Consider the following 26,548-nt stretch of genomic DNA (forward strand, 5'->3'; position numbering starts at 1 on the left):
AGGGAGGACGTATGCCCCGAATCGCCGTCACCGTCGACGGGATCAAGTACGAGGAGGACGTCGAGCCGCGGCTCCTCCTCGTCCATCTACTACGTGAGCGGCTCGGCAGGACCGGCACCCCGGTCGGCTGCGACACCAGCAACTGCGGCGCGTGCACGGTGCTGCTCGACGGCAAGAGCGTGAAGAGTTGCTCCGTGCTGGCCGTGCAGGCCGACGGCGGCGACGTCGTCACCGTCGAGGGCCTGGGCGCGAACGGGTCGATGCACCCGATGCAGCGGGCTTTCCACGAAGAGCACGCGTTGCAGTGCGGCTACTGCACCCCCGGCATGGTCATGGCCGCGATCGACCTGGTCCGGGAGGACCCGGAGCCGTCGGAGGAGTCGATCAGGCACGGGCTGGAGGGCAACCTGTGCCGCTGCACGGGTTACTGCAACATCGTGCGCGCGGTGAAGCGCGGCGCGCAGGAGATGGGGCAGGCGGTGAGGACGCAGTGAGCGAGCTGAGCCCCGAGGCCGTCGCCGGGCAGATCGACGGCAGCGGCCAGATCAACGAGCCGGCCGGCGTGCACGAGGTGGGCCGGCCGCGCCGGCGCAAGGAGGACGCCAGGCTGCTGACGGGGCGTACGCGCTGGACGGACAACCTCTCCAGGCCCGGCACGCTGCACGTGATGTTCCTGCGCAGCCCGATGGCCCACGCCCGGATCACCCGGGTGGACGTGTCGGCGGCCCGCGGCCTGCCCGGCGTGGTGGCCGCGTTCAGCGGCCAGGACTTCGCCGCCGAGCAGGGCAGCCTGCCGTGCGCGTGGCCGGTGACCGACGACGTCGTCATCCCCGACCACCCGCCGATGGCCACCTCCGAGGTGCGGTACGTCGGCGAGGCCGTGGCCTGCGTGGTCGCGACCGACCGGTACCTGGCGGCCGACGCGCTGGAGGCCGTCGAGGTCGACTACGAGCCGCTGCCCGCGGTGCTCGACATGACCGAGGCGTTGTCGCCGGACAGCCCGAAGGTGCACGAGGCGGGCAACCAGGCGTTCTCCATGAAGATCACCTCGGGGGACCTCGACGCCGCGTTCGAGGGCGCCGCCGTCGTCGTCGACCGGACGTACGTGCAGCAGCGGCTCATCCCGACGGCCATGGAGCCGCGGGCGGTGCTCGTGGACACCGACGGCGACTCGTTCACGATGTGGACCTCCACCCAGATCCCGCACATCCTGCGCGTCATGCTCGCGGTGGTGACCGGCATCCCCGAGCACGACCTGCGGGTGATCGCCCCCGACGTGGGCGGCGGGTTCGGCTCGAAGTTGCAGGTCACCGCCGAGGAGGTGCTCTGCCTGCTGATCGCGCGCCGGCTGGGCCGGCCGGTCAAGTGGACGGAGTCCCGCTCCGAGGGCAACCTGACCGTGCACCACGGCCGCGACCAGCTCCAGCACATCCGGCTCGCGGCCGACGCCGACGGACGCATCCGGGGGCTCCAGGTCGACCTGCTGGCCGACATGGGCGCGTACCTGATGCTGGTGACGCCGGGGGTGCCGCTGCTCGGGGCGTCCATGTTCAACGCGATCTACAAGATGGACGCCTACGAGTTCGGCTGCCGGGGCGTGTTCACCACCAAGATGCCGACGGACGCCTACCGGGGCGCGGGCCGTCCCGAGGCGACGTTCGGCATCGAGCGGACGATGGACGAGCTCGCCGCCGAGCTGGGCCTGGACCCCCTGGAGGTGCGCCGGCGCAACTGGATCAGGCACGAGGAGTTCCCGTACACGACGATCTCGGGGCTGACCTACGACTCGGGCAACTACGAGGCGGCCACGGAGCGGGCGCTGTCGTTGTTCGGCTACGACAAGCTGCGGGCCGAGCAGGCCGACCGGCGGGACCGGGGGGATCCGGTGCAGCTCGGGATCGGGGTCAGCACGTACACGGAGATGTGCGGGCTGGCGCCGTCGAGGCTGCTCGGGGCGGCCAGGTTCGGGGCGGGCGGCTGGGAGCACGGCTCGGTGCGCATGTTGCCCACCGGCAAGGTCGAGGTCATCACCGGCACGTCCCCGCACGGCCAGGGGCACGTGACGGCGTGGAGCCAGATCGTGGCCGACGCGCTGGGCGTGCCGTTCGAGGACGTGCGCGTGCTGCACGGCGACACGGCCGTCGCGCACAAGGGCATGGACACCTACGGCTCGCGCTCGCTGGTCGTGGGCGGCATGGCCGTGCTGCGGGCGTGCGAGAAGGTCAGGGAGAAGGCCAGGAGGCTGGCCGCCCACATGCTGGAGTGCTCGCCGGACGACGTGGAGTTCGACGGCGGCGTGTTCAAGGTGCGCGGCACCGGGTCGGGCCGCACGATCCAGGAGCTGGCCTACGCCGCGTTCCAGGCGCACGACCTGCCCGACGGCGTGGAGGCGCGGCTGGACTCCGACGCCACCTTCGACCCGGACAACTACTCCTTCCCGCACGGCACCCACCTGTGCGCGATGGAGGTGGACACCGAGACGGGCATGACCCGGATCCGCTCGTACGTCGCCGTGGACGACGTCGGCAAGGTGGTCAACCCGCTGATCGTCGAGGGCCAGGTGCACGGCGGCATCGCGCAGGGCGTGGCCCAGGCGCTGTTCGAGGAGGCCGTCTACGACTCCGAGGGCAACCTGCTGACCGCGACCATGGCCGACTACCTGCTGCCGTCGGCGGCGGACCTGCCGTCGTTCACGACGGACCGCACCGAGACCCCCGCGACCGGCAACCCGCTGGGCGTCAAGGGCGTCGGCGAGGCGGGCACGATCGCCTCCACCCCGGCGGTGGTGAACGCGATCGTGGACGCGCTGCGGCCCTACGGCGTCGGCGACATCCGGATGCCGTGCACGCCCGAGCGTGTCTGGCGAGCGCTGGAAGGAGCGCGGCGATGATCCCCGCACCGTTCGACTACGTGCGTCCCGACTCGCTCTCGGCGGCCTGCGCGGAGCTCGCCGCCGACGAGGACGCCAAGGCGCTGGCCGGCGGGCAGTCGTTGCTGCCGTTGTTGCGGTTGCGGCTGGCGTATCCGTCCAAGCTGGTGGACATCGGGCGGCTGCCCGGCCTGAACGGCGTGCACGACCGGGGCGACCACGTCTTCATCGGCGCGCTGGCCACGCACGACGAGGTCATGCGCTCGCCGGTGGTGAACGCCGGCGCCCCGCTGGTGGCGCTGGCCACGGCCAGGGTGGCCGACCCCGCGATCAGGCACCGGGGCACGTTCGGCGGCTCGCTGGCGCACGCCGACCCGGCGGGTGACCTGCCGGCCGTGGTGCTGGCGCTGGACGGCGTGATCGTGGCCGCGTCGGCGCAGGGCGAACGGGAGATCCCGGCCGCCGAGTTCTTCGCCGACTATCTGGAGACGTCTCTGCGCGCCGGGGAGATCCTGGTCGGCGTGAAGGTGCCGAAACTGGGCGAGGGCTGGGGCTTCCACTACGAGAAGTTCCACCGGACCGCGCAGTCGTGGGCGATCGTCGGCGTGGCGGCCGCGGTCAGGCGGGCCAACGGCTCGATCGCCGAGGCCAGGGTCGCGCTGACGAACATGGGCCCGACCCCGGTGCGCGCCCGCGCGACCGAGGACGCGTTGCGCGGCGTCGAGCTCGGCGACCGGGTGCGGCAGGCGTGCGAGGAGGCGGCGGAGGGCACCTCGCCCCCCGCCGACCTGCACGCCCAGCCCGACTACCGCCGTCACCTGGCCCGGGTGCTGACCCATCGGGCAGTGCGCACGGCCGCCGGGACCCCCTGAGTGAGGCGGGGGCGCCTCTTCCGGGCGCCCCCGCCTCGACGTAGTGTCGCAACCAACCTCGGAAGGAGCGGATCGATGGCGATGCGGTTCGAGCACGAGTTCACTGTCCCGGTTCCGGTCGAGCAGGCGTGGGCGGTGCTGCTCGACGTCGAACGGGTCGCGCCGTGCCTGCCCGGGGCGACGCTCGACATCTTCGAGGGCGACGAGTTCACCGGCCGGATGAAGGTCAAGGTCGGCCCGATCACCGTCACCTACCGGGGCTCGGCCAGGTTCGAGGACGTCGACAAAGACGCCCACACGCTCGCCATCCAGGCGTCGGGCAAGGAGGCCAGGGGCTCCGGCACGGCCTCGGCCACGGTCAGGGCGCGCATGACGCCGGCCGAGGGGGGCACGTCGGTGGCCGTGGAGACGACGTTCAACGTGACCGGGCGGCCGGCGCAGTTCGGGCGCGGGGTCATGGCCGAGGTCGGGGCCAAGCTGATCGACAGGTTCGCCGGCAACCTGGCCCAGCTCCTCTCCGAGCCCATGGTGGAGCCGGTCGCACCCCAGGAACAGCCCCAGGAGGAGGAGCGGCACCTGAGCGCGGTGACCGTCCCCGAGCCGGACGTGCGGCCCGCGGGCACGCTGCGGACCTCGCGCACGCCCGACGAGGAGGCGCTCGACCTGATGGAGATCGCCGGGCAGCCGCTGCTCAGGCGGCTGGCGCCGATCGCGGGCGGCCTGCTGGCGCTCACGATCCTCATCTGGGTGGTTCGTCGCCTTATGCGCTGATTTTCAGCAAAAACAGCATAAAGTCCGGTCACTTCCCGCTATCGGGGGGAAGTGCCATTCCCGCAGGTCATTTCTGGGGGGACATGGGCATGCCGGACTGCAGCGTCGTCGTGATCTCGTACAACGACGCGGCCCGCCTGCCCAGGGCCGTGCGCTCGGTGCTGCGGCAGACGTTGCGCGACCTGGAAGTGATCATCTCCGACGACGCGAGCACGGACGGCACGCCCGAGGTGGCCGCGCGGCTCATGGCCGAGGACCCGCGGGTGCGCTACCTGCGCAGGCAGAGCAACAGCGGCGGCTGCGGAGCTCCCCGCAACGACGGCATCGACGCGGCCAGGGCGCCGTACGCCATGTTCCTCGACAGCGACGACGAGCTGCCCAGACACGCGTGCAAGAGCCTGCTCACCGAGATCGAGCGCACCGGCGCCGACTTCGTGTCGGGGCAGATCTCCCGGCTGTTCGAGCGGGACGGACGGCTGCGCCCGTACTATCCGTCGTTGTTCGCCCGGCGGCGGGTGGTCGAGGGCATCCGCGCGGAGCCCGAGCTCTTCCTCGACTCCTTCAGCACCAACAAGCTCTACGACGTCGCCTGGCTGCGCGACAACGTGCTGCGCTTCCCCGAGGACATCCACTACGAGGACCACGTCTTCGCCACCGAGCTGTACGCGCTGGCCCGCCGGTTCGCGATCGTCCCGTGGGTGGTCTACCACTGGCACCGGGCGAGCTCGAACGAGTCGATCTCCCTGAGCATCGACGAGATGGACAACGTGCGGCAGCGGGTGATCGCGGCCCGGCTGAGCGACGACATCCTGCGCGGCTACGGCGCGCACGACCTGGTGCCGCACCGGCAGTACCGGTTCCTGCGGCAGGACCTGCGGGTCTACCTCAACCCGCTGCCCGCCCGCGACCTGGTGTGGGTCAAGGAGTTCGCCTCGGTCGTGCGGCCGTACCTGGAGGAGATCCCCGGCGCGGTGTTCGACCGCATCGAGCCGATGGACCGGGTCTGCTGCCGGCTCATCCTGGACGACCGGATCGAGGACCTGCGCGTGGCGGCCGGCTCGCTGACCGGCCCCCGGGCCGCGCCGCGGGCGGCCGTACAGGTGGACGGGCGCACGTACTGGGGGACCACGGCCGCGCCGGGGCTGGACATCACCGCGCTGCGCCTGGCCGAGCTGCCCTACACCGACTCCCGGCTGCGGCACGAGGTGACCGGCCTGGCCACGAACGGCGAGCGGGTGCGGATGACCGTGCGCACCTACGACCCGTTCGGCGTGCTGCCGGCCGAGTGGGACGCCTTCCTGGAGGCGGGCCGGGAACGGGTGCCGATCCAGCCGGTCCCCTCGGGCGAGGGCGGCTACGTCAGCGAGGTCGTCTTCGCGCCCTGCGGCAGGAGCGACCCGCGCATCGGCTTCCGGCGCCGCTCCGACGGCCACGTCACCACCGACCGGCTGATCGTGGACCCCAACCTGGAGCCGATCGAGCTGCCCGGCTGCACGGTGAAGGCCGAGGGTTACGCCGCCTACCTTTGCGTGCGCACGCATTCGCGCACCCGCTCGGCGCTGCGGCGGGCGCGGCGGCTGCTGCTCAGGAAGCTCAACACGCCGGGCGTCAAGCTGCGCGCGTACAAGCTGCTGATCAGGGTGGTGCCGCGGCGCGACGACCTCGCCCTGTTCGAGTCGGACGTCGGCAAGGGCTACAACGGCAGCCCCCGCGCCATCTACGAGGAGGTGCGGCGGCGCGGCCTGCCGATCGAGGCGGTCTGGTCGGTCGCCAAGGGCCGCAAGAACTTCCCCGCCGACGTGCGGCTGGTCCGCCGGGGAAGCTGGCGCTACCTGTGGACGATGGCCCGCGCCGGGATCTGGGTGGACAGCCACGGCTTCCCGCTGGACTATCCGAAGCCGCCCGGCACCCGCTACCTGCAGACCTGGCACGGGCAGGGCATCAAGTCGATCGGCTTCGACGCGCCCGACCTGCGCGGCGACTTCGACCGGCCGCGCGAGCAGTGGCGGGCCGCCGTCGCCCGGTGGGACGCGCTGGTCTCGCCGAGCGCCGAGTTCTCGCGGGTGTTCCTGCCCTCCAACGGCTACGACGGCAAGGTCTACCGGTGCGGCACCCCGCGCTGCGACGCGCTGGTGCGGGCGGAGGCGGCCGGCGACGTGCGGGCCCGGCTGGAGATCCCGCCGGGGCGCAAGGTCCTGCTCTACGCGCCCACCTACCGCGACCGGGACAAGATGAGCGGCCGTTCGGTACGCGCCGACCTGGACCTCATGGCCAGGGAGCTGGCCGGCGAGTGGGTGGTGGTGCTGCGCACGCACCCGGTCGAGAAGTACGACCCGCCCGAGCGGCTCAGGCACTTCGTGCGGCCGGCCGCGTCCTACCCGGAGATCAACGACCTGATGCTGGCCTCCGACGCGCTGCTGACCGACTACTCGTCCGTGATGTGCGACTACGCGGTGACCGGCCGGCCGATGGTGTTCCTCATCGACGACTGGGACGACTACCGGCTCTCCGAGCGCGGCGTCTACCACGACCTGCCCGCCATCGCCCCGGGCCCGTGCGTGACGACCACGGCGGAGCTGGTGGACGTGCTGCGCAACCTGCCCGAGGTGCACGCCGCCTTCGCCGCCAAGTACGCCGCCTTCCGCGCCCTGTGGTGCGCCGACGAGCACGGGGACGCCTCCGCCCGCATCGTGGACGACTTCTTCGAGGGGCGCACGCGATGACCGTCGTCTTCGCCTGCCTGGAGGCCGACACGCTCGGCGGCGTCCAGCAGGTCACCCACACCCTGGCCCAGGGCCTGGCGGAACGCGGCCACGAGGTGCACGTCGTCGGCCTGCACCGCGCCGCCGCGCCGTTCCACTACGTGGACCGGCCGCTCTACCGGCAGCACGTCGTGGGCGGGCCGCTCGGCGAGCAGGGCCCGCTGGCCAGGCGGCTGGCCGACCGCAGGGTGAAGGAGCTGCTGCGCGGCGTCCGTCCCGGGTACGCGGTGCTGACGTCGCCGTCGGTGGTGACCAGGCTGTCGGGGCTGCTGCCCGCCGGGTTCCGCTCGATCGGGCAGTACCACGGCTCCTACGACCACGCCCGCGACTGCTGGCACCTGGCCTCGATCAAGAAGCACTACCCCGACCTCGATCAGGCGCTCTTCCTCAGCGACGACGACGCCTGGGCCTTCTCCGAGCACGCCTTGCTGCCCAACGCCTGGACGCTGCCCAACCCGCTGGGCGCCTGGCCGCGGGAGACGTCGGCGCTGGACGTGCCGCGGGTGCTGGGCGTCGGGCGGCTGGAGGGCGTCAAGCGGTTCGACCGGCTGATCAGCGCGTTCGCGCGGGCGCAGGCGCCGCCGTCCTGGGAGTTGCACCTGATCGGCGACGGCGCCGAACGCGAGCGGCTGCGGGCGCACGCGGCCCGGGAGGGCGTCGCGGACCGGGTGGTCTTCCGCGGCCTGGTGCCCGCTCACCGGATGGGCGAGGAGTACCTGAACGCCTCGCTGGTGGCGCTGACCAGCGAGCACGAGGGCCTGCCGGTCGTGCTGCTGGAGGCGTGCGCCCACGGGGTGCCGTCAGTGGCCTTCGACGTGTCGGGCGGCGTGCGCTCGGCGGGCCCGGTACGGGTGCCGCCGGGGGACGTGGACGCGTTCGCCGCCGAGCTGGCCGCGCTGATGGGGTCGGCGCGGGAGCGGCGGCGGCTGGGGGCCGCCGCCCGCGCACGGGCCGAGGCGTTCCGCCTCGACCACGTGCTGGACCGCTGGGAGCGGCTGTTCGCGCACATCCAGCGCTAGACGGTCACCTCGGGACGCTGCTGCGGGATGCCGGCCAGCGACTTCTGCGTGGAGGTGAGCAGCGCGCCGACCGGGCTGGGCTCGCGCAGCCGGTTGAAGCGGTCGCGCATGGCCTTGCGCGACCGGCTGGCCTTGCGCTTCTGCATGGTCTTCTGGCAGGCCGTCACGTGCTCCTTGGCCGGCCTGGGCGCGCCGGTCAGCTCGTAGCCGTTGGCCTGGAGGCGCTCGGCGAGGACGTGCTCGCAGAGCGCGATCTCCCAGTCGTCCAGGCGGTTGGCCCAGCTGCCGACCCGGCTGCGGGTGACCTCGCGGTGGGTGTTGCTGTGCCAGACCTTGTGCTGCGGGACGGCCTGGACGGCGGCCTCGCGCGGGGAGATCATCGACGGCGCGAAGTCCTCCTCCAGGAAGTGGCAGAGCTTCTTCATCTCGGTCATCGGGTCGTCGGTGAGGTCTTCGTAGCGCAGCTCGTAGTAGGTGTCGTCGGGCAGCGTGCGCCGCAGCCGCTGGCCGGCGTCGATGGCCTCGGCCCAGGTGGAGATCGCGTGGAAGGAGTCCAGCGTGTACCAGGGCATCTCCTTCAGCGAGGCCACGCAGTCGCGGCCGTCCCTGATCAGGTGGATGAACTGGGCGTCGGGGAACAGGCGCAGCAGCAGGTCGGTCTGCTTGACGTAGCTGGGCCTCTTGTCGCCCCAGCGGGCCTTGTCGAAGCGGTCGGCGTACATGCGGAAGGCGGTGCCGATGACCGAGCCGAGCGAGCCCGGCCCCTCCACGGCCTGCCGGATGAACTCGTCCTTGTCGATCTTGAGTTCGCGGAACTTCGTGCTGCGGTCGGTCGCGATCCACTGCGCCAGTGCCTTGCGCCGCTGAGGGACCCGCAGGTCGCCCCATGTGCGGCGCCGGTAATAAGCGGGAACGAGGAAGCGCGTCTCCGGCGGCACCGCCATGCGCGGGTGCGAGTGGAGCATGAGCTGGAGCATCGTGGTGCCGGACCGCGGGCATCCAATGACGAAGACTGGCCGGTCGGACATTTCGTACTAACCCCCGAAAACTTAGACGAGAACGTGCTCTCGGCTCTCCTGGGAGGGCACGCTGTGCCTGCGCGTGAAGAGCCACATCCGGTAGACAAGGAAGATCTCGTTGGCGAGGAGCAGGAGACCGGCGGCCATGGCGAGCGGGATCAGCGCCCACGCCCCCGCGAGCGGCGCCACCACGAAGACCGCGGCATGGAACTCGATGCCGCTGATCAGGTGCGAACGCACCCGGTGCCTGGCCAGGAACCTGTTGAGGCGCCTGAAGAAGGAAGGCAGCCGCCGCCTGCGACCGCCGGGGCGCGGACCGCGGTCCACGAGCAGGTGCAGGTCGAGGTCCGCGGGCGCGCACTCCAGCGGGACGGTGTCCTCGCCGGGCAGCTCCGGCTCGCCCCGCTCCTCCCTGACCGCCTCGCGCACCCGCTTCATCTGCGGAGCGTTGACGTACCTGAACAGGTCGAGCACGGCCACCGCCGCGCCGAGCAGCACGTAGCGGACATCGTCCGTCAGGACGTACTGCCCGTACGCCAGTCCCCCGGCACACAGGACGACCCTGACCCGGTCCCCCACGTAGTCCAGCCAGAGGCCGAAGGGCGTCCCCGTGCCCTTGAGCCGGGCTATCTTGCCGTCCACGCAGTCGATGGTGAAGCTCAGGTAGAACATCAGGGCGCCGGCGACGAGCTGGTCCAGCGCGAAGCAGGCCGCTGACACCATGCCGAGGACCAGCGAGAACACCGTGAGCCCGTTGGGCGTGATCCGGGTGCGGTTGGCGACGGGAAGGGCGACCCGGCAGGCGACCGGATCCACGAAATACACGGTCCACCAGGAGTCTCTCCGCTTGCGTGTCTCGTAGACGTCATCCAGCGAATAGGTCCTCATGGATCCCAGCATGGCTACGGAACGCCGTCTGACGATTACTGTCTGGAACTACTGGGGGATGTCCATGCCGCTTCTTGACCAACCCTGCAGGGAAAACCGCCACGCACCGTGCGCGTCTCCATCCCTGAACGAGCCCTTGAGCACGAGCCCGCGGGTCTCGGCCTTGACCAGGAGCCGCCAGGTCGGGCCGCCGCCTTCGAGCGCCCTGGGGTCGATGTCGGCCACCACGCCGTACCGTCCGGTGCGCCGGACCTCCAGGGGCACCCGGCGGCGGCCGTCGCTCAGCCACATGTTGACCTTGCCCACCTTGCGCTCGACCCGGTGGATGGCCACCTCGCCGCGCAGGCGGTACGCGGCGCCCGTCCAGGAGCAGTCGTCCACCCTGGCGATCAGCCTGAGCTCGTCGCGGGCGTCGTAGACGTCGTCGGGGATGCCGAGCCGCCGTCGCCGCCGGAAGTAGGGGTAGTCGCCGTACCAGTTGACGGTGCGGAAGCCGCGGGGGCGCACCCGGGTGCCGTCCACGCGGCTGCGGCGGAAGTCGCGGACCGCGCGCAGCTCGTCGATCATGCCGCGCCTGACCAGGTGCAGCTCCAGGCGGCGCAGCGAGGGCGCGCCGGCCAGCGCGCGCGGGCTCAGCTCGTCCAGCCAGGCGTCGGCCAGCCCCAGCAGCGGCACCAGGTCCTCGCCCGCCTCCCGCGCCGACTCCAGCGCCTGGAACAGGAAGACGATGTCCTTCTCCAGCACTAGGGCGTCGAACTCGGGCAGCAGCTCCGGCGCGCCGTCGTCCAGGAAGGCGCGCACCGCGCGGATGGCGGCCAGGCGCTCGTGCAGGTTGGGCAGCTGCGAACGGCGTTGCGTGATCGAGGTCTCCCCCTCCTCACGCCGGCGCCAGTGGTAGACGACGTCGTCCACCATGTCGACGCTGGTGGCCAGGACGTGGGCCTGCATGGCGACCGGCACGTCCTCGTAGATGCCGGCGGGGAAGCGCAGGCCGTGCCGCCGCCAGAAGTCGGCGCGGTAGACCTTGTTCCACACCGTACGGTCCCTGACCAGCACCTTCTTGTCGGTGATGTGGGTGCACAACACCGGCCGCCGGAAGACGCGCTCGTGCAGGATCGACTCCTCCAGCACGCCGTCCACCATGCGCCTGACCGCGCCGCACGCCAGGTCGGAGCCGGTCTCGCCGAGCTTGGCGATCAGCACCTCGTACGCGTGCGGCGGCACGACGTCGTCGCTGTCGGCGAAGGCCAGGTAGGTGCCCCTGGCCCGCCTGACGCCCTCGTTGCGGGCCGGCCCCGGGCCCATGTTCTGCTGTTCGACCAGGGTGAAGCGGGGATCTCGGGCCACGAAGTCGTCGGCCAGCCGCCGGCTGCCGTCGATCGAGCCGTCGTCGACCATGATGACCTCGAAGTCCTCCATGGTCTGGGCGGCCAGCGACTTCAGGCACTCCGTCAGGTACGGCTCCACGTTGTGGACCGGTACGACGACACTGAGCAGGGGGATCATGACGCTCCTTGGCTTTCGTGGAAGGCGGTCGAGGGCAGCATGCCGTGGCCGCCTCGCCTGTTCCGCGTTCGATGCCCGTCCCTGATGAGCTCTTTACCCGGCATCGAATCCGCTACGTTGTGCAATGAGTCGAGCACGAATGGTAGGGGGAGCGGTGCTGAGACGCGTCCGGGACGATGATCTGCCCGTTATGCGCCACTGGCGCAACCATCCGAGAGTGCGCGCCGCCAGCTTCACCGGCCACGAGATCTCCGAGGACGAGCACGCCCGCTGGTGGGCCGCCGTCCGCGCGGACGCGACCAGGCAGGTGCTGATCTACGACCACGCCGGGGCCCGCGCCGGGGTGGTGACGTACTCGGAGCTCGGCGGCGACAGCGCCTACTGGGGCTTCTACCTCGACCTCGACGGCCTCGAACGGTCCGGCGCGGTGCTGAGGGCGTGGGTGGGCCTGGAGCGGGCCGCCATCGACCACGCGTTCGGCCCGCTCGGCCTGACGACCCTGCGCGGCGAGGTGCTGGCCGACAACGAGCCGGTACGGCGGCTGCACAGGCGCTTCGGGTTCGCCGAGGTCGCGACCTACCGGATGCCGGTCGACGGGGTGCCGCGCGAGGTCGTCGCCGTCCAGCTGACCAAGGAGGAACGAGGATGATGTCCATCGCAGGGCGGGCGATCGGGGCCGACCGGCCGCCGTTCGTGATCGCCGAGATGTCCGGCAACCACAACGGCAGCCTGGAACGGGCCCTGGCCATCGTCGACGCGGCGGCGGCCGGCGGGGCGCACGCGCTGAAGCTGCAGACCTACCGGCCCGACACGATCACCGTGGACGCCGACGGCCCCGCCTTCCGCGTGGGCGACGGGCACGAGCTGTGGGGCGGCGAGAACCTCTACCGCCTGTTCGAACGCGCCCACACCCCCTGGGAGTGGCACGAGCCGATCTTCGAGCGGGCCCGCGAGCACGGCCTCCTGGCCTTCTCCGCCCCCTTCGACCCCACGGCCGTGGAGCTGCTGGAGAAGCTCGACACGCCGGCGTACAAGATCGCGTCGTCGGAGATCGTCGACCTGCCGCTGATCAGGCTGGCCGCCTCCACCGGCAAGCCGCTGATCATCTCCACCGGCATGGCCACGGCGGGCGAGATCGAGGCGGCGGTGACGGCGGCCCGCGCGGCGGGCTGCACGCAGCTCGCCGTGCTCTCCTGCACCGCCTCCTACCCCGCCTCCCCCGCCGAGAGCAACCTGCGCTCGTTGCCGCTGCTGGCCGCGCTCACCGGCGCCGAGGTCGGCGTCTCCGACCACACCCCCGGCATCGGGGCCGCGCTGGCGGCGGTCGCGCTGGGCGCGTGCCTGATCGAGAAGCACGTGACGTTGTCGCGGGCCGACGGCGGCGTCGACGCGGCCTTCTCGCTGGAGCCGCCCGAGCTGGCGGCGCTGGTGGAGGAGAGCGAGCGCGCGTGGCAGTCGCTGGGCCGGCCGGTGCTGGGGCCGCGCGAGTCCGAGCGCGAGGGCCTGCGCTTTCGCCGCTCGCTCTACGTGGTGCGCGACGTACGCGCGGGCGAGGCGGTGACCAGGGAGAACGTGCGGTCGATCCGCCCCGCCGGCGGCCTGCCCCCCGACGCCCTCGACGAGGTGACCGGCCGCCGCTTCACCCGCGACGCGCCCCTCGGCACGCCGCTGACCTGGGACCTCATCTGATCCACAGGTCGAGGAAGGCGTCGGCGACGCGTTCCCTGCCCTTGCCGTCGACCAGCCCGCCGCCCCGCCTGCCGTGCTCCTCCCGCAGCGCGGGGTCGGCGAGCAGCCGGGCGAGCACGCCGACGGCCTCGGCGTCGGCCGCCCGGCCCAGCCCGGCGGCCACCCCCCGGCCGACCAGCGCCCGGTAGCCGACGAGCTGGTTGTCGGCCACCCAGCTCAGCGCCGTGGGCACGCCGAGGTGCAGCAGCTCCCAGATGGCCGACCCCGCGGCGGTGATCACGAGGTCGGCGGCCGCCATCAGCTCGGGCAGGCGGTCGGTGGGCGGGATGACGGTGATGCCCTCGCCCGCCTCGAACGGCTCCGGGCTGACCAGCGTCGCCTGGAACGGCACGCCCGTGCAGGCCAGGGCCTCCGCCCAGGCGGGGGCCACGCCAGCGCTGTCGGTGCCGCCGAAGAAGCAGAGCACCCGCGGCACCGGCCCCGGCTGCCGCACCCTGCGCCGCCCCCGGACGCTGTCGCGCAGCAGCGCGTACCGGGTGCCGGCCAGCCGCCAGGAGTCGCGCGGCAGCGGGAAGGGCCGGTCCTCGGCGCCGAGGTTCTGGTCGAGGTAGAGGTCGGCCTCCTGGCCCAGCGGGTCGCCGTCGACGATCGCCAGCACCGGGAAGCCCGCCCCCCGCAGCGCCCCGCCGGTGCCCTCGGCCAGCTCGTAGCTGTCCAGCACGACGGCGTCGAGCCGCAGCTCGCACGCCAGCGCGGCGAGCCGGTCGGGCCGCCCGGGGGCGGCCACCAGCGGCAGGCCGCGGCTCCTGAGCTGGTCCATGGCCCATTCCGAACCGGAGACCGCGCCGAGGAAGACCACCTCGACGCCCCGCCCGCACAGCTCCTCGGCCAGCGCCACGCACCGCACCAGATGTCCGGCCCCGCTCCCCGCCGCGGCGTCGCAGCGCACGCCCACCCGCCCGCTCATGCGTCCTGCAGCTCCTTCTGGCGCACGTGGGCGTTGAGCTGGCAGACCTCGGGCCGGGCCCGCAGCCAGCTCACCAGCGTGCGCACCGGGACGCAGGCGTCGCCCAGCTCCTCGACCACGCGGGCGATGAGCCGCCAGTCGTCGTCGGTGTCGAGGGTGACCCGCAGGTCGTCGGCGGCGGGCTGGTGGGCGAGGCCGAGCAGCCGCGACTCGCCCGGGTGCGCGTAGACGTAGGAGGTCACGTGGGTGCGGTGGAATCCGGTGGCCTCGGCGTCGGCGCGCTCCAGGGCCGCCCGGCCGACGATCTCCACGTCGAGCCCGCGCGGCAGCGTCCTGGCCAGGCTCGTGCTGAGATAGTCGAGGCCCGGGACCGCGCGGAAGACCAGCGCCGCCTCCCTGATCACGACGGGGTCGAGCAGCGGGCAGTCGGCCGTGAACCGCATCACCGCCTCCGCCTCCCGGCCGGCCAGCGCCTGCACGAACCGGGTGAGCACGTCGTCGACGGGCCCGCGATGGCAGGCCACGCCGAGCCGGTCGCACTCGGCCGCCACCGCGTCGTCGGCGGCCTGCGTCGTCGTGGCCACCACGAGGTCGTCGAGCGCCCGCGACTCGCGCGCGGCGCGCACGACCCAGCCCAGGACGGACCGCCCCCCGAGGTCGCGCAGCACCTTCCCGGGCAGCCGAGTGGAGCCCATCCGAGCCTGGATGATTCCGACAATACGCATCAAAACCACATTCCCCCGTGTGACCATACGTGGTTGATCGATCGCGCTATGCTACCGGCCAGCTCTAACGACCACAGTTCGTCAGCGCGATTTTCAGGGGGCCGCGTGAGCATTCTCAGTGGATCGTCCATTCTGATCACCGGAGGCACGGGCTCGTTCGGGAAGGCGTTCATCCGCCACGCGCTCGACTCGCTCGGGGTGCGCCGCCTGGTGGTCTTCTCCCGCGACGAGCTCAAGCAGTACGAGCTCAAGCAGCTCTTCCCCGACGACGACCGGCTGCGCTGGTTCATCGGCGACGTGCGCGACCGCGACCGGCTCACCCGCGCCATGCACGGCGTCGACCACGTCGTCCACGCCGCCGCGCTCAAGCAGGTCGACACCGCCGAGTACAACCCGTTCGAGTACGTCCGCACCAACGTCGCCGGGTCCCAGAACGTGGTCGAGGCGGCCATCGACTGCGGCGTGCGCAAGGTCGTCGCCCTGTCCACCGACAAGGCGTCCAGCCCGATCAACCTCTACGGCGCCACCAAGCTGGTCGCCGACAAGCTGTTCGTCTCGGCCAACCACTACGCCGCCGCCCACGAGACCCGCTTCGCCGTCGTCCGCTACGGCAACGTCGTGGGCAGCAGGGGCTCGGTGGTGCCGTTCTTCCTGCGGCTGGCCGAGCAGGGCGGCAGCCTGCCGATCACCGACAAGCGCATGACCCGGTTCTGGATCACCCTCGACCAGGCCGTGCGGTTCGTGGTCGACTCCTTCGACCTCATGCAGGGCGGCGAGCTCTACGTGCCGCGCATCCCCAGCATGCGCATCACCGACCTGGCCGAGGCGCTGGCCCCCGACAGCCCGGTCTACGAGATCGGCATCAGGCCGGGCGAGAAGCTGCACGAGGAGATGATCGGCCCCGACGACGGCCGCCGCACCCTCCGCCTGGCCGACCGCTACGTCGTCCAGCCCACGATCGCGACCTGGGGCTACCAGGCGCCGCAGACCGGCGAGCTGCTGCCCGAGGGCTTCTCCTACCGTTCCGACACCAACGACCGGTGGTTGTCCGTGCGCGACCTGCGTGACATGGTGGCCGGCTGATGCTGCCCTACGGACGGCAGTCCATCATCGAGTCCGACATCGAGGCGGTGGCTGAGGTGCTGCGCGGCGACTGGCTGACCACGGGCCCCGCGGTCCGGCTGTTCGAGGACGAGCTGGCCCGCTGGACCGGCGGCGTGCCCTGCGTGTCGGTCACGTCCGGCACGGCCGCGCTGCACGTCGCCTACGTGGCGGCCGGCGTCGGCCAGGGCGACGAGGTGATCACCTCCCCGCTCACGTTCGTCGCCACGGCGGCCACGGCCGTGCTGCGCGGCGCGCGGGTGGCCTTCGCCGACGTCCAGCCCGACACCGGCAACATCGACCCCGACTCGGTCGCCGCGCTGGTCACCCACCGCACGAAGGCCGTCACCGGCGTCGACTACGCCGGCCATCCCGCCGACTACGACGAGCTGCGCACGGTCGCCGAGCGGGCCGGCGCGGTGCTGGTGGCCGACGCGGCCCACTCGATCGGCGCGTCGTACAAGGACCGGCCGGTGGGCTCGGTGGCCGACCTGACGACGTTCTCGTTCTTCCCGACCAAGACCGTCACGACCGCCGAGGGCGGCGCGGTGGCGGTGGCCGACCCCGGCCGCTTCGAGCGGGCCGCCCGCTTCCGCAACCACGGCCTGGTCCGCGACCCGGCCGAGCAGCGCGACCCCGGCCACGGCGGCTGGCACCAGGAGGTGCACGAGTTCGGCCTCAACTACCGGCTGCCCGACGTGCTCTGCGCGCTGGGCGTCAGCCAGCTGCGCCGCCTCGAACGGTTCCGCGCCCGCCGCGCCGAGCTGGTCGCCCGGTACGACACGCTGCTGCGCGACGTGCCCGGCCTCACGCTGCCCGGCCGGCGGGCCTACGTCACGCCGAGCTGGCACCTCTACCCGGTCCGGGTGCGCGACGGCCGCCGCCGGGAGGTCTACGAGCGCATGCGCGCCGCGGGCATCGGCGTGCAGGTCAACTACATCCCGGCGTACTGGCACCCGGTGTTCGAGGACCTCGGCTACCGGCGTGGGCTGTGCCCGCGCGCGGAGGCGTACTACGCCGAGCAGCTGTCGCTGCCGCTGTTCGCCGACCTGACCGACGGCGAGCAGGACCTCGTCGTCGAGACCCTCACCTCGATCCTCGGCCGGTGAGCCCGGCGCTCAGCGTTCGGCCAGCAGCAGGCAGCCGTCCTCACTGCGGTCGATGAGGAAGCGCCGGTCGTCCACGGTGGCGACCTGGCGCTCGGCCCGCCGCACCAGCGGGCGGATGGGCCGGCCCTGGTCGATGACCACCTCCCACCACGACTCGCGGCCGACGCTCTCGTCGATGCCGGCCAGCGGCACCCGCGCCGAGAAGTCCTGGCCGGTCAGCGCGACAGGGAAGTACATCTCCTCGCCGTCGCTCTTGCGCCGCAGTCGCACCACCGGCTCGCCGTCGCCGAGGTCGTCGATCCGGCCGGAGAACACCAGGTCGCCGTCGTCCACGCGGCACTCGCCGATGAGCGCCTGGGCGTTGCGCAGCCGCAGCCCCCACCCGCCCTTGGAGCCGCGCGCCGGCACCAGCCACACGCCTGACCTGCGGCGCGGCGCGGGAACCTGCGGCGGCAGCCAGCGCGGCCCGGCCACCCTGGCGTCGAGCCTCAGCCCGTGGCCCCTGAGCTGCACGCGCAGGTCCCAGTGGCCGCGCCGGGCGAGCTGGGCGGGCGTGAACACCGCGGGATCGACCGCGAAGGCGAACGGGAAGGCGTGCTCGGGCGCCTCGACGCCCTCCTCCAGCTCGACGGTCTCCCAGACGGGGGCGCTCTGCTCGTCCGACAGGCGGATGATCTCGCCGGTCGCGCGCTCGGCCAGACAGGCGCGCAGGCGCACCCGGCGCAGCGCGCCGGCGTCGAAGCGGCCCAGCGCGGCCCGGCCCGCGCCGGTCAGCACGCCGTCGCGCCACTCCAGCGACACCAGGCGGGCGGTCAGGGCCAGCTCCTCGGAGACCTCCGACAGCTGCGCCGGGATCGCCGGGTGGCGGCCGTACCAGCGCCTGCGCAGCAGGCCCGCCGGTCTGACGCGGGGTTGCAGCCGGCCCTCGCGGGCCTGCTCGTGCACCCCGGCCAGCTCCTGCAGCCGCCGCCGGTGCAGCAGGTGCACCTGGATCCGGTGCTCGAACGGGACGCTCAGCCACGACTCGCGGGACACGCCGTCGAGGTAGCGGACCATCAGGTCGAGCAGCTCGGGCCGCATCCCCGTGGTGGCGGCCGCCTCGACCGCCACCGTCATGTCGATGTCCAGCGTGTCGCGGTCGAAGTCGGGCTTGAGCCCCGGCGCGTCGCGGGCCAGCAGGTCGGCGGTCTGCAGCACCGACAACATGCGGTCGCGCAGGTTGCCCGGCTCCAGGCGGCGCTGGGTGATCGAGGAGCCAGGCTCGTCGCGCTGCCGCCAGTGGTAGACGACCTTGGACAGCACGTCCACCGAGCGGGCGCCCACGTGAGCGGCCATGGCGACGGGCTGGTCCTCGTACATGCGCTCGGGGAAGCTCAGGCCCAGCCGGTCCCAGAAGGACCGGCGGTAGACCTTGTTCCACAACATGCGGTCGCGGATCAGCAGCGGGTGGCGGGTGATGTGGGTACGCCTCATCGGCGTCGCGAACGCCTCCCGATGGGCCCAGGAGGGGATGAGCAGGTTGCGGTAGAGCCGCATGACGTTGCCGCAGGCCAGGTCGGAGCCCGTGGACTCCAGCGAGGACACCAGCCGCTTGAACGCCTCCCGCGGCACGGTGTCGTCGCCGTCGACGAAGGCCAGGTAGCGGCCGGTGGCCTGGGTCAGGCCGACGTTGCGGGCCTTTCCGACGCCCTGGTTGGGCTGCCTGATGAGACGGATCCGGGGATCGGCCGCCTGCCTGGACTCGACCTCGGCGCAACCGTCGTCGCGGCTGCCGTCGTCGACGCAGATGACCTCCAGGTCGGACATCGTCTGGCCGGAGATGGAGTCCAGGCAGGGGCCGATGTACTTCTCGACGTTGTGGAACGGGACGATCACCGAAAGAACCGGCACATGCACTCCTCAGCGTTGTCGTCGGCTCGTCAGCCGGACAGCAGTCGGAAGACCCGGCGGGCGACCTTGCGCGGACGGGCCAGACGGCGGGAGAGGCGGTACCCGAGCGTGCGCCGGTAGGCGGCGGTCTTGCGCTGGGTCCTGCGCAGCTTGGACCTGGCCCGCACCAGCTCGCGCTCGCGGTAGGAGAGCTTGGTCTCCAGCCGGGAGATCCTGGCCAGGGCGGCGGTGAGCTGGTCGGCCAGGCGGTCGCGGGCGCCGAGCAGGTCACGGTAGGCGGGCGGGTCGGCGTGCTCGGCCGGGTGGCCCAGCTCGGCGTCGAACTTGCGGGCCAGGTCGAGGTCGCCCTGGTCGCAGGGACGCCCGGCCATGCCGCAGAGGGTCAGCGTGAGCTGGTCGGCCTCCAGCGGCCACGGCCACGGATGGTGGTGGCCGGCCGCGAGCAGCCGTACGGCGAACCGCCACAGGACCCGGCACAGCACCACGCGCGGCTCGGGCGGCACGGCCGGCGCGGCGGTCTGGACGATGGCGGCGAACCGCTCGCCGTCGTGGACCAGGCCGTCGGCGGTCACGCAGGGGCCGCCGTCGGCCTCCAGCCAGTCGGCCAGCGCCGACAGCAGCTCGCGCACGGCCCTGGTGTCCTCACGCGCGCACGCCTCGACCAGGATCTCCTCGACCACCCGGCCGGCCGGGACCGGACGCTCGGCGCCGTCGGGCAACCGCCGCATGCCGCCCCTGGTCAGCTCATGGACGACGGCCCCCTCCTCGATCAGGCCGAGCGGCAGCTCGACCGCGCCCTCCGCCCCTTCCGCGCCCGGCGTGTGCGGGGGCGACGGCGGCCGGGTGGCGACGGCGAGCCACAGCGGGGCCAGCTCCTCCCCCAGCCGGTGGCGGAACACCAGCCGGGTCAGCCGCAGCGGGTCGGCCACCAGCAGGCGGTCGCCGCCCTTGGCGCTCAGCGGGAACGTGATCGCCTCCGGCAGGTCGAAGGCGAGCGCCTCGCGCGCCAGCAACGCCCGGGGGGCCTGCCGCCCCGGATAGGCCGCGTAGCAGCGCTCGACGCTCAGCCCCGCCCCCTCAAGGGCGCCGTCGAGCGCGCCGGGCCCGCTCGGATGGCTCGGGTCGAAGCCGTGCGGGGCCCACTGGTCGTCGCCGCCCTCCCGGTCGGCGGGCCTGGCCTCGATGAACCGGTCGACGCCCAGGTCGTTGCGCACGCCCAGCACCAGCCGGCCGCCGGGCGCGACGAGGGCCGACAGCGCGTGCAGCGAATCGATCCACGCCGCCGCCGGCGCCTCGGCCGAGTGCGTGCGCAGCAGCCCGTCGAGCGCCAGCACCAGCTCGTACGGCTCGTCGGCGTCGAACAGGTCGAGCCGCCCGCAGTGGACGGCGAGCCGCGGGTGCCGTTCGCCGAGGGCGCAGGCGTCGGGGTAGGAGCGCAGCAGCACGGCCGTCTCGCCGGCCCGGTCCACCACGTCGTCGACCAGCGCCTGCGGGTGCGGCCCGACCAGCAGCACCCGGCCGGTCGCCGGGATCATGCGGCCGACCAGCTCCAGGGCCGCGCCGCGCCAGTCGGTGACGCCGGCCACGTTGGACAGGTCGGACCACAGCAGCATCTCGCCGCCGATCAGGCGCACGTTCGCGGGCGCCTCGCTCACGCGCTCGCTCATGACGTCACCCCGTGGAGCGTGCCCGGCCGCCCGGCGGCGGTCGCCCTCACCCAGGGCCCGGGACGTCCGGCTCCCGCCGCGCCTCCTCCTGCCGGCGTTCCCCCGGGCACCCGCTTCCATCCGAACATTCGCCGTAGCTCCTCCGGTGTCGCCTGATATTCGAATCCCAGCTCCTGCCGCGCCACCTCGGCGGCCAGCTCGGGATCGACGTGCGTGCCGTGCAGCTCGGGCCAGAGCCGCATGCGGCGCGCCGTGCCGCCGTACTCGGGGCGCTCGTCCTCGTACTGCATCGGGTCTCCGTAGACGGCGACCTCGCAGCCGACGGAGGCGCCGTAGAACAGCGCGCTGCCGAGCCGGTTGGAGGCCACCCTGCGGTGGCGCCGCAACTGGATCAGCTGCCGGCGCAGGAAGTCGCGCCCCTTGCTCTCCCACCGGGAACCGCGCTCGCCGTGACAGATGACCTTGAATCCCCTCGATTCGTACGCCTGCCGAATGTCCGGATTTGCATATTCCAGCCAGTAAAGACAGACGGTTACCGGTTCGGTCTCGACATTTCGGATTTCGTCGGCGAGAAGGGCATGGTCCCCGGTCACGGACGACTTCTCCCAGCCATGAAAGGGATACCAGATCGTACCCTTGCGTTCGGAGACCACGCCGAGCTCAGGCTCCAGGTGAAGCAGGTAGACCCAGGGCGCGCCGATGAGGTAGTGGCCGCGCCTGCCCATCGACCAGCCCCGGCGACGAAGCACGTCAGACCAGATGAAACGGGGATACCCGGGACTACACCAATGGTCGTTCGGGGGAAATCCGTGGAGATAGTTCCATCCGTGTTGAAGGAAGCCCTGGATTCGCTTCGGCGTCTCGTCCGGCAGCTCGCAGTACCTGCCCAGAATGCGCGAGTGCCCGTACCAGTGATTGGATTCGTCCATCATTCCCCCTGTAGCGGTTGGCGCGCCCCTTGGGACATTCCCAGCCCCGAACGACGGCCACGCGCCGTTATACGTTTCCATTACTCACGTCGGGGGTTTGGTTTCTCCTGCCGCCGCGATCCCCGCTACACTGCGTCGTGGCTTGAGGACAGAGAGTGAGACATCATGAGTCATCTCGACCGCCTGCGGGCCGTCTTCCGCACGGCGCTCAACCTGCCGGCCGACGCACACGTCGACGGTCTCGAATACCGCGGCATCCCCCAGTGGGACTCCCTGGCCCACATGGCGTTGATCGCGGCGATGGAGGACGAGTTCTCCATCATGATCGACACCGACGACATGATCGACATGAGCTCGTTCGCCAAGGCGGGCGAGCTGCTGGAGAAGCATGGAATCGGCGCAGGCGCGCTCTGAGGCCCGCGTCGCCCTGGTCACGGGGTCGACGAGGGGCATCGGCCGGGCCGTCGCCACCACCCTGGCCGCCGCCGGCCACACCGTCGTCCTGCACGGCCGCGACGCCGAGCTGGCCGAGAAGGCCGCCTCCGAGGTGGCCGCGGCGACCGGCGGCCGCACGTGGTCCGTCCACGGCGACGTCGCCGACCGGGCCACGGTCGCCCGCCACATGCGCGAGATCGGCCAGCGCCACGAGCGGCTCGACGCCCTGGTGGTCAACGCCGGCGTCTACGCCTCCGGCCCGCTGGCCATGACCCGCGCCGAGACCCTCGACGAGCTCTACCGCACCAACGCCCTGGCCCCGGCCCACACGCTCCAGCTGGCCTTCCGGCTGCTGCTGCGCGGGCAGGACCCCGCCGTCGTGCTGGTCTCCTCGCTCATGGGCCGCGCGGGCGGCGCCAACCAGGCGGCCTACTCCGCGACCAAGGCGTCCGTCATCGGCCTCGCCGTGGCCGCCGCCAGGGAGATGGGCCCGGCGGGCATCAGGGTCAACGCCGTGGCCCCCGGCTACGTCGAGACCGACATGCTGAAGACGCTGCGGCCCGACGACCGCGAGGCGGCGATCTCGGCGACCCCGCTGCGGCGCATCGGCCGGCCCGACGACGTCGCCCAGGCGGTGGCGTTCCTGCTCTCGCCCGGCGCGTCGTACATCACCGGCCAGGTGCTCGGGGTCGACGGCGGGCTGGTGCCGTGATGTTCCCATCCCGGCAGGCCGGGCTCGTCGTCGCCGGCGACCAGGAGGGGCTGGCCGGCGACGAGCTGGCCCGGCGCGTCGCCCGCGTGGCCGAGGCCCTGTCCCGGCTGCGGCCGGGGCCGCTGTTCTGCGGCATGCGCAACAACCTGGCGTCCGTGCTGCGCTACCTCGCCGCCTGGCAGACCGGCAGGCCGATCGCGCTGCTCGACCCCGACCTGTCGGCCGCGGCCCTGGCCGACCTGGTGAGCCGGTTCCGGCCCGCGGCGCTGGTGGGGTTCACCCACGCGCCCGACGGGCCGCCGGGCCCCCGCGGCCAGGCCCCCGACCCGCATCCCGACCTGGCCGTGCTCCTGGCCACCTCGGGCTCGACGGGCAACCCCAAGCTGGTGCGGCTGTCCCGCGAGGCGGTCGCGGCCAACGCCGCCGCCATCGCCTCGGCGCTGTCGATCATGCCCGGCGAGATCGCGCCCACCAGCCTGCCGCTGCACTACAGCTACGGCCTGTCGGTGCTCAACAGCCACCTGCACGCGGGGGCGACGGTCGTCCTGACCGAGGCGGGGCTGCTCGAACGGTCCTTCTGGACCCACCTCGACGAGCACAAGTGCACCTCGCTCGCGGCCGTCCCCTACCAGTACGAGATGCTGCGCAGGCTGCGCTTCGACCGGGCCGAGCATCCCACGATCCGCACGCTCACCCAGGCCGGCGGCCGGCTCAGCCCCGAGCTGGTGTCGCTGTTCGCCGCCCAGGCCGACCGCTTCTTCGTCATGTACGGGCAGACGGAGGCCACGGCCCGCATCGCCGTCCTGCCGCCCGACCGGCTCGCCGACAAGCCGGGCTCGGCCGGGCAGGCCGTCCCCGGCGGGCGGCTGACGATCGACGGCGGCGAGGTCGTCTACCACGGGCCCAACGTGATGATGGGCTACGCCGAGACCGCCGCCGACCTGGCCAGGCCCGACGACCTGGGCGGGGTGCTGCGCACCGGCGACCTCGGCCGGCTCGACGACGAGGGCTTCCTCTACGTCACCGGCCGGCTCCGGCGCATCGCCAAGATCTTCGGCGTACGGGTCAGCCTCGACGACGTCGAGCAGCTGCTGCGCGACACCGTGCCGGTCGCGGCGACCAGCGGCGACGACCGGGTCACGGTGTGGGCCGAAGGGCTCGACGCGGCCGGGTGCCGCAACCTGGCCCGCCGGCTGGGCGCCGAGCTGCGGCTCCACTGGAGCGGCTTCGACGTGCGCGCCGTCGAACGGCTGCCGCTGCTGCCCACCGGCAAGATCGACTACCGGGCGCTGGAGTCGGAGGCCGGGCGGTGAGCGTGTTCACGCTCGACGCGGCCGCCCGGGAGGAGGTGCTGGCCGGGGAGCTGGCGGCGCTGACCGAGCGGCACCGGCGGGCGTGCCCGCCCTACCGGCGGATCCTCGACGCGATCGGCGCCCGCCCGCCCTACGAGCGGGTGGCCGACCTGCCATGGCTGCCGGTGCGGCTGTTCAAGACCCACGAGCTGCGCAGCGTCCCGGCCGAGGCGGTGTTCCGGGTCCTGACCTCCAGCGGCACCACCGGGCAGCGGCCGAGCCGGGTCTACCTCGACCGGGAGGCGGCCGCCGCGCAGCCGCGCATGCTGGCCGCGACCCTGCGGGCGGTGCTGGGCGAGCGGCGGCTGCCCATGCTGATCGTCGACGGCCGCTCGGTCGTCCGCGGCCCGGCCCTGAGCGCCCGGGGGGCCGGGGTGCTCGGGATGATGAACTTCGGCAGAGACCACACCTTCGTCCTCGACGAGCAGGGCGAGGTCGACAAGGCGGCCGTCGAGGCGTTCCTGGCCCGCCACGGCGGCGAGCCGTTCCTGGTCTTCGGGTTCACCTTCATGGTCTGGCTCCACCTGCTCGGCCTCGGGGCCGACCTGTCCCGGGGCGTGCTGATCCACTCGGGCGGCTGGAAGCGGCTGGCCGAGCAGGCCGTCGACAACGACGCCTTCCGCCGGCGGCTGGCGGCCGAGTGCGGGCTGACCAGGGTCCACAACTTCTACGGCATGGTCGAGCAGATCGGCACGGTCTTCCTGGAGGGCCCCGACGGCGACGGGCTCTACTGCCCCGACTTCGCCGACGTCGTCATCCGCGACCCCGGCACCTGGCGGGAGGCCCCGCCCGGCGAGCCGGGGCTGATCGAGGTGGTCAGCACCCTGCCCACCTCCTATCCCGGCCACGCGCTGCTGACCGAAGACCTCGGCGTGGTGCACGGCGTCGACGACGGCCACTGGCCGGGCAAGCGGTTCACCGTGCTGGGCAGGTTGCCGCGGGCCGAGGCGCGCGGCTGCAGCGACACGTTCGGGCAGGGCGGCTGATGAGCGATCGATCGATCACCACCCGGATCCCGCGAGTGGGCGACGCGGGCGGGGTCGAGGTGCGCTTTCCTCCCGGCGGCTCGCCCGTCCCCGTGGAGGAGCTGGTCGCGCAGGTGCGGCAGGGCGCGCCCCTTGAGGTGGGCGACGAGCGGGTGCGCGGGTTCCTGGCGGCGTTCGGCAAGCGGCTGCTGCGGCCCGCGCTGGCCCGCCGCCATCCCGAGCTGGGCTCGCTGGGGTTCTTCCTGCGGCCCAGCGAGCTGGCCCGCACCCTCGAAGAGCTGCGCACCCCGCACGTACGCGTGCCGCGCGGCCTGGTCTTCCACCTCCCGCCGGCGAACGTCGACACCGTCTTCGTCTACTCCTGGGCCCTGTCGGCCCTGATGGGCAACCGCAACGTCGTCCGCCTGTCGCCGCGCGCGGGGGCGGTCGCCGAGGTCGTCCTCGACACGCTCCGGGAGGCGCTGGCCGACGCCGATCCGGTGGTGACGGCCACGCAGCGCATCGTCTCCTACGACCGGCGGGCCGAGGCGGTCACCGCCGCCCTGTCGGCGGCCTGCGACCTGCGGGTGATCTGGGGCGGCGACGACACCGTACGCGAGGTGCGCCGCCATCCGCTCGCGCCGCACGCCCGCGACCTGACCTTCCCCGACCGCTCGTCGTTCGCGGTGGTGAACGCGGCGGCCTGGCTGTGCGCGCCGCGCGCGGCCAGGGTGGCGGCGGCCGAGGGGTTCGTCAACGACAGCTACTGGTTCGACCAGGCCGCCTGCTCCTCGCCCCGCACCGTGTTCTGGGTGGGGGCCGACGACGCCTGCGAGGCGGCGCGGGCCGACTTCACCGAGCAGGTGTCGCGGGTGCTGGCCGGGCGCGGCTGGGACGTCGACGCGGCGATGGCGGTGGAGAAGCGGGTCTCGGTCTACGGGCTGGCCGCCGACGGGCTGGTCGATCTGATCGAGTTCCGGGGCAACGCGCTGGCCAACGTGACGCTGGCGGCGGCGGCCGCGATGCCGCGGCGGTGGCTGGGCGCTGGCACGTTCGCGCACGCGCGGGTGCGTACCCTGGCGGAGCTGATCCCGCTGGTCGAGCGCAAGGACCAGACGCTGACCCACTTCGGCTTCTCGCTGGGCGAGCTGGAGGAGCTGGCCCGGGAGCTCGCCGGGCGCGGGGTCGATCGCATGGTGCCGGTGGGCAGCGCGCTGAGCTTCCACCGGGTGTGGGACGGCGTCGACCTGCCGGGCGAGTTCACGCGGCTGGTGACCGTGGTCAGATGAGCCCTCATTGGA

The 26,548-nt window shown here is 72.7% G+C and carries 23 protein-coding genes; 15 read left to right on the forward strand and 8 right to left on the reverse strand.

Features of this window, described 5'->3' with window-relative positions; translation table 11 throughout:
- Positions 1 to 11 precede the first annotated feature (11 nt).
- The 6 genes from AB0J76_RS11005 (at position 12) to AB0J76_RS11030 (ending at position 8,293) form a co-directional block, all read left to right on the forward strand.
- Positions 12 to 494, forward strand: coding sequence for a (2Fe-2S)-binding protein (locus AB0J76_RS11005; protein ID WP_352323883.1), 483 nt, complete (start codon positions 12 to 14; stop codon positions 492 to 494).
- Between the two features lie 50 nt (positions 495 to 544).
- On the forward strand, positions 545 to 2,890 hold the full coding sequence (locus AB0J76_RS11010; RefSeq protein WP_352323912.1) for a xanthine dehydrogenase family protein molybdopterin-binding subunit: 2,346 nt from the start codon (positions 545 to 547) through the stop codon (positions 2,888 to 2,890).
- Positions 2,887 to 3,741 (forward strand): xanthine dehydrogenase family protein subunit M, encoded by an 855-nt coding sequence (locus AB0J76_RS11015; RefSeq protein ID WP_352323882.1) that lies wholly within the window; start codon positions 2,887 to 2,889, stop codon positions 3,739 to 3,741. Before AB0J76_RS11010 ends, AB0J76_RS11015 begins: the two co-directional genes overlap by 4 nt.
- A 75-nt stretch (positions 3,742 to 3,816) precedes the next feature.
- Entirely contained in the window at positions 3,817 to 4,512 is a 696-nt protein-coding gene (locus tag AB0J76_RS11020; RefSeq protein ID WP_352318783.1) for an SRPBCC family protein, read from the forward strand.
- Between the two features lie 89 nt (positions 4,513 to 4,601).
- Entirely contained in the window at positions 4,602 to 7,235 is a 2,634-nt protein-coding gene (locus tag AB0J76_RS11025) for a CDP-glycerol glycerophosphotransferase family protein (protein WP_352318782.1), read from the forward strand.
- On the forward strand, positions 7,232 to 8,293 hold the full coding sequence (locus tag AB0J76_RS11030) for a glycosyltransferase (protein ID WP_352318781.1): 1,062 nt from the start codon (positions 7,232 to 7,234) through the stop codon (positions 8,291 to 8,293). The genes AB0J76_RS11025 and AB0J76_RS11030 overlap by 4 nt, the downstream gene beginning before the upstream one ends.
- Here the strand turns inward: AB0J76_RS11030 and AB0J76_RS11035 are convergent.
- The 3 genes from AB0J76_RS11035 to AB0J76_RS11045 are packed head-to-tail and all read right to left on the reverse strand — an operon-like array spanning position 8,290 to position 11,706.
- Positions 8,290 to 9,321 (reverse strand): sulfotransferase, encoded by a 1,032-nt coding sequence (locus AB0J76_RS11035; protein ID WP_352318779.1) that lies wholly within the window; start codon positions 9,319 to 9,321, stop codon positions 8,290 to 8,292. The two genes, AB0J76_RS11030 and AB0J76_RS11035, sit on opposite strands and share 4 nt — an antisense overlap.
- A 21-nt stretch (positions 9,322 to 9,342) precedes the next feature.
- Complete coding sequence (locus tag AB0J76_RS11040; RefSeq protein ID WP_352318778.1) at positions 9,343 to 10,200, reverse strand: CDP-alcohol phosphatidyltransferase family protein; 858 nt, start codon at positions 10,198 to 10,200, stop codon at positions 9,343 to 9,345.
- 48 nt (positions 10,201 to 10,248) lie between these two features.
- A complete protein-coding gene (locus AB0J76_RS11045) occupies positions 10,249 to 11,706 on the reverse strand; it encodes a glycosyltransferase (protein WP_352318776.1) in 1,458 nt (485 codons plus the stop codon).
- A gap of 139 nt (positions 11,707 to 11,845) precedes the next feature.
- Between AB0J76_RS11045 and AB0J76_RS11050 the strand changes: the two genes are divergently transcribed.
- Together AB0J76_RS11050 and pseI are read left to right on the forward strand one after the other, a co-directional pair.
- Positions 11,846 to 12,355 (forward strand): GNAT family N-acetyltransferase, encoded by a 510-nt coding sequence (locus AB0J76_RS11050; protein ID WP_364389307.1) that lies wholly within the window; start codon positions 11,846 to 11,848, stop codon positions 12,353 to 12,355.
- Positions 12,352 to 13,395 (forward strand): pseudaminic acid synthase, encoded by a 1,044-nt coding sequence (pseI, locus tag AB0J76_RS11055; RefSeq protein ID WP_352318772.1) that lies wholly within the window; start codon positions 12,352 to 12,354, stop codon positions 13,393 to 13,395. The genes AB0J76_RS11050 and pseI overlap by 4 nt, the downstream gene beginning before the upstream one ends.
- Here the strand turns inward: pseI and AB0J76_RS11060 are convergent.
- The gene (locus AB0J76_RS11060) at positions 13,388 to 14,362 is read right to left on the reverse strand and encodes a hypothetical protein (protein WP_352318770.1); all 975 of its coding nucleotides are present in this window, start codon (positions 14,360 to 14,362) and stop codon (positions 13,388 to 13,390) included. The genes pseI and AB0J76_RS11060 overlap by 8 nt on opposite strands.
- A complete protein-coding gene (locus AB0J76_RS11065) occupies positions 14,359 to 15,114 on the reverse strand; it encodes a glycosyltransferase family protein (RefSeq protein ID WP_364389310.1) in 756 nt (251 codons plus the stop codon). Before AB0J76_RS11065 ends, AB0J76_RS11060 begins: the two co-directional genes overlap by 4 nt.
- A 78-nt stretch (positions 15,115 to 15,192) precedes the next feature.
- On the opposite strand from AB0J76_RS11065, the gene pseB reads away from it, so the two are divergent.
- Both pseB and AB0J76_RS11075 read left to right on the forward strand, forming a co-directional pair.
- Positions 15,193 to 16,170, forward strand: coding sequence for a UDP-N-acetylglucosamine 4,6-dehydratase (inverting) (gene pseB / locus AB0J76_RS11070; protein ID WP_352318767.1), 978 nt, complete (start codon positions 15,193 to 15,195; stop codon positions 16,168 to 16,170).
- On the forward strand, positions 16,170 to 17,297 hold the full coding sequence (locus AB0J76_RS11075; RefSeq protein WP_352318765.1) for an aminotransferase class V-fold PLP-dependent enzyme: 1,128 nt from the start codon (positions 16,170 to 16,172) through the stop codon (positions 17,295 to 17,297). Before pseB ends, AB0J76_RS11075 begins: the two co-directional genes overlap by 1 nt.
- 9 nt (positions 17,298 to 17,306) lie before the next feature.
- Here the strand turns inward: AB0J76_RS11075 and AB0J76_RS11080 are convergent, their stop codons facing one another.
- From AB0J76_RS11080 to AB0J76_RS11090, 3 genes are read right to left on the reverse strand one after another with little or no spacing between them, the layout of a single operon-like run.
- Positions 17,307 to 19,187 (reverse strand): glycosyltransferase family 2 protein, encoded by a 1,881-nt coding sequence (locus AB0J76_RS11080; RefSeq protein WP_352318763.1) that lies wholly within the window; start codon positions 19,185 to 19,187, stop codon positions 17,307 to 17,309.
- A gap of 29 nt (positions 19,188 to 19,216) precedes the next feature.
- Entirely contained in the window at positions 19,217 to 20,854 is a 1,638-nt protein-coding gene (locus AB0J76_RS11085; protein ID WP_352318761.1) for a hypothetical protein, read from the reverse strand.
- Positions 20,851 to 21,786: a hypothetical protein gene (locus AB0J76_RS11090; protein WP_352318760.1), complete on the reverse strand. Its 936-nt coding sequence runs from the start codon at positions 21,784 to 21,786 to the stop codon at positions 20,851 to 20,853. The genes AB0J76_RS11085 and AB0J76_RS11090 overlap by 4 nt, the downstream gene beginning before the upstream one ends.
- A gap of 162 nt (positions 21,787 to 21,948) precedes the next feature.
- Between AB0J76_RS11090 and AB0J76_RS11095 the strand changes: the two genes are divergently transcribed.
- The 5 genes from AB0J76_RS11095 to AB0J76_RS11115 are packed head-to-tail and all read left to right on the forward strand — an operon-like array spanning position 21,949 to position 26,536.
- Entirely contained in the window at positions 21,949 to 22,197 is a 249-nt protein-coding gene (locus AB0J76_RS11095; RefSeq protein WP_352318758.1) for an acyl carrier protein, read from the forward strand.
- Positions 22,172 to 22,930, forward strand: a complete 759-nt coding sequence (locus tag AB0J76_RS11100; RefSeq protein WP_352318756.1) for an SDR family oxidoreductase — start codon at positions 22,172 to 22,174, stop codon at positions 22,928 to 22,930. The genes AB0J76_RS11095 and AB0J76_RS11100 overlap by 26 nt, the downstream gene beginning before the upstream one ends.
- Positions 22,930 to 24,243: an AMP-binding protein gene (locus AB0J76_RS11105; RefSeq protein WP_352318754.1), complete on the forward strand. Its 1,314-nt coding sequence runs from the start codon at positions 22,930 to 22,932 to the stop codon at positions 24,241 to 24,243. The genes AB0J76_RS11100 and AB0J76_RS11105 overlap by 1 nt, the downstream gene beginning before the upstream one ends.
- Complete coding sequence (locus AB0J76_RS11110) at positions 24,240 to 25,268, forward strand: acyl-protein synthetase (protein ID WP_352318753.1); 1,029 nt, start codon at positions 24,240 to 24,242, stop codon at positions 25,266 to 25,268. The genes AB0J76_RS11105 and AB0J76_RS11110 overlap by 4 nt, the downstream gene beginning before the upstream one ends.
- On the forward strand, positions 25,268 to 26,536 hold the full coding sequence (locus AB0J76_RS11115; RefSeq protein ID WP_352318751.1) for an acyl-CoA reductase: 1,269 nt from the start codon (positions 25,268 to 25,270) through the stop codon (positions 26,534 to 26,536). The genes AB0J76_RS11110 and AB0J76_RS11115 overlap by 1 nt, the downstream gene beginning before the upstream one ends.
- Positions 26,537 to 26,548: the final 12 nt, after the last annotated feature.

This window comes from Nonomuraea sp. NPDC049624 (genome assembly GCF_040675255.1).
Lineage (GTDB): Bacteria > Actinomycetota > Actinomycetes > Streptosporangiales > Streptosporangiaceae > Nonomuraea.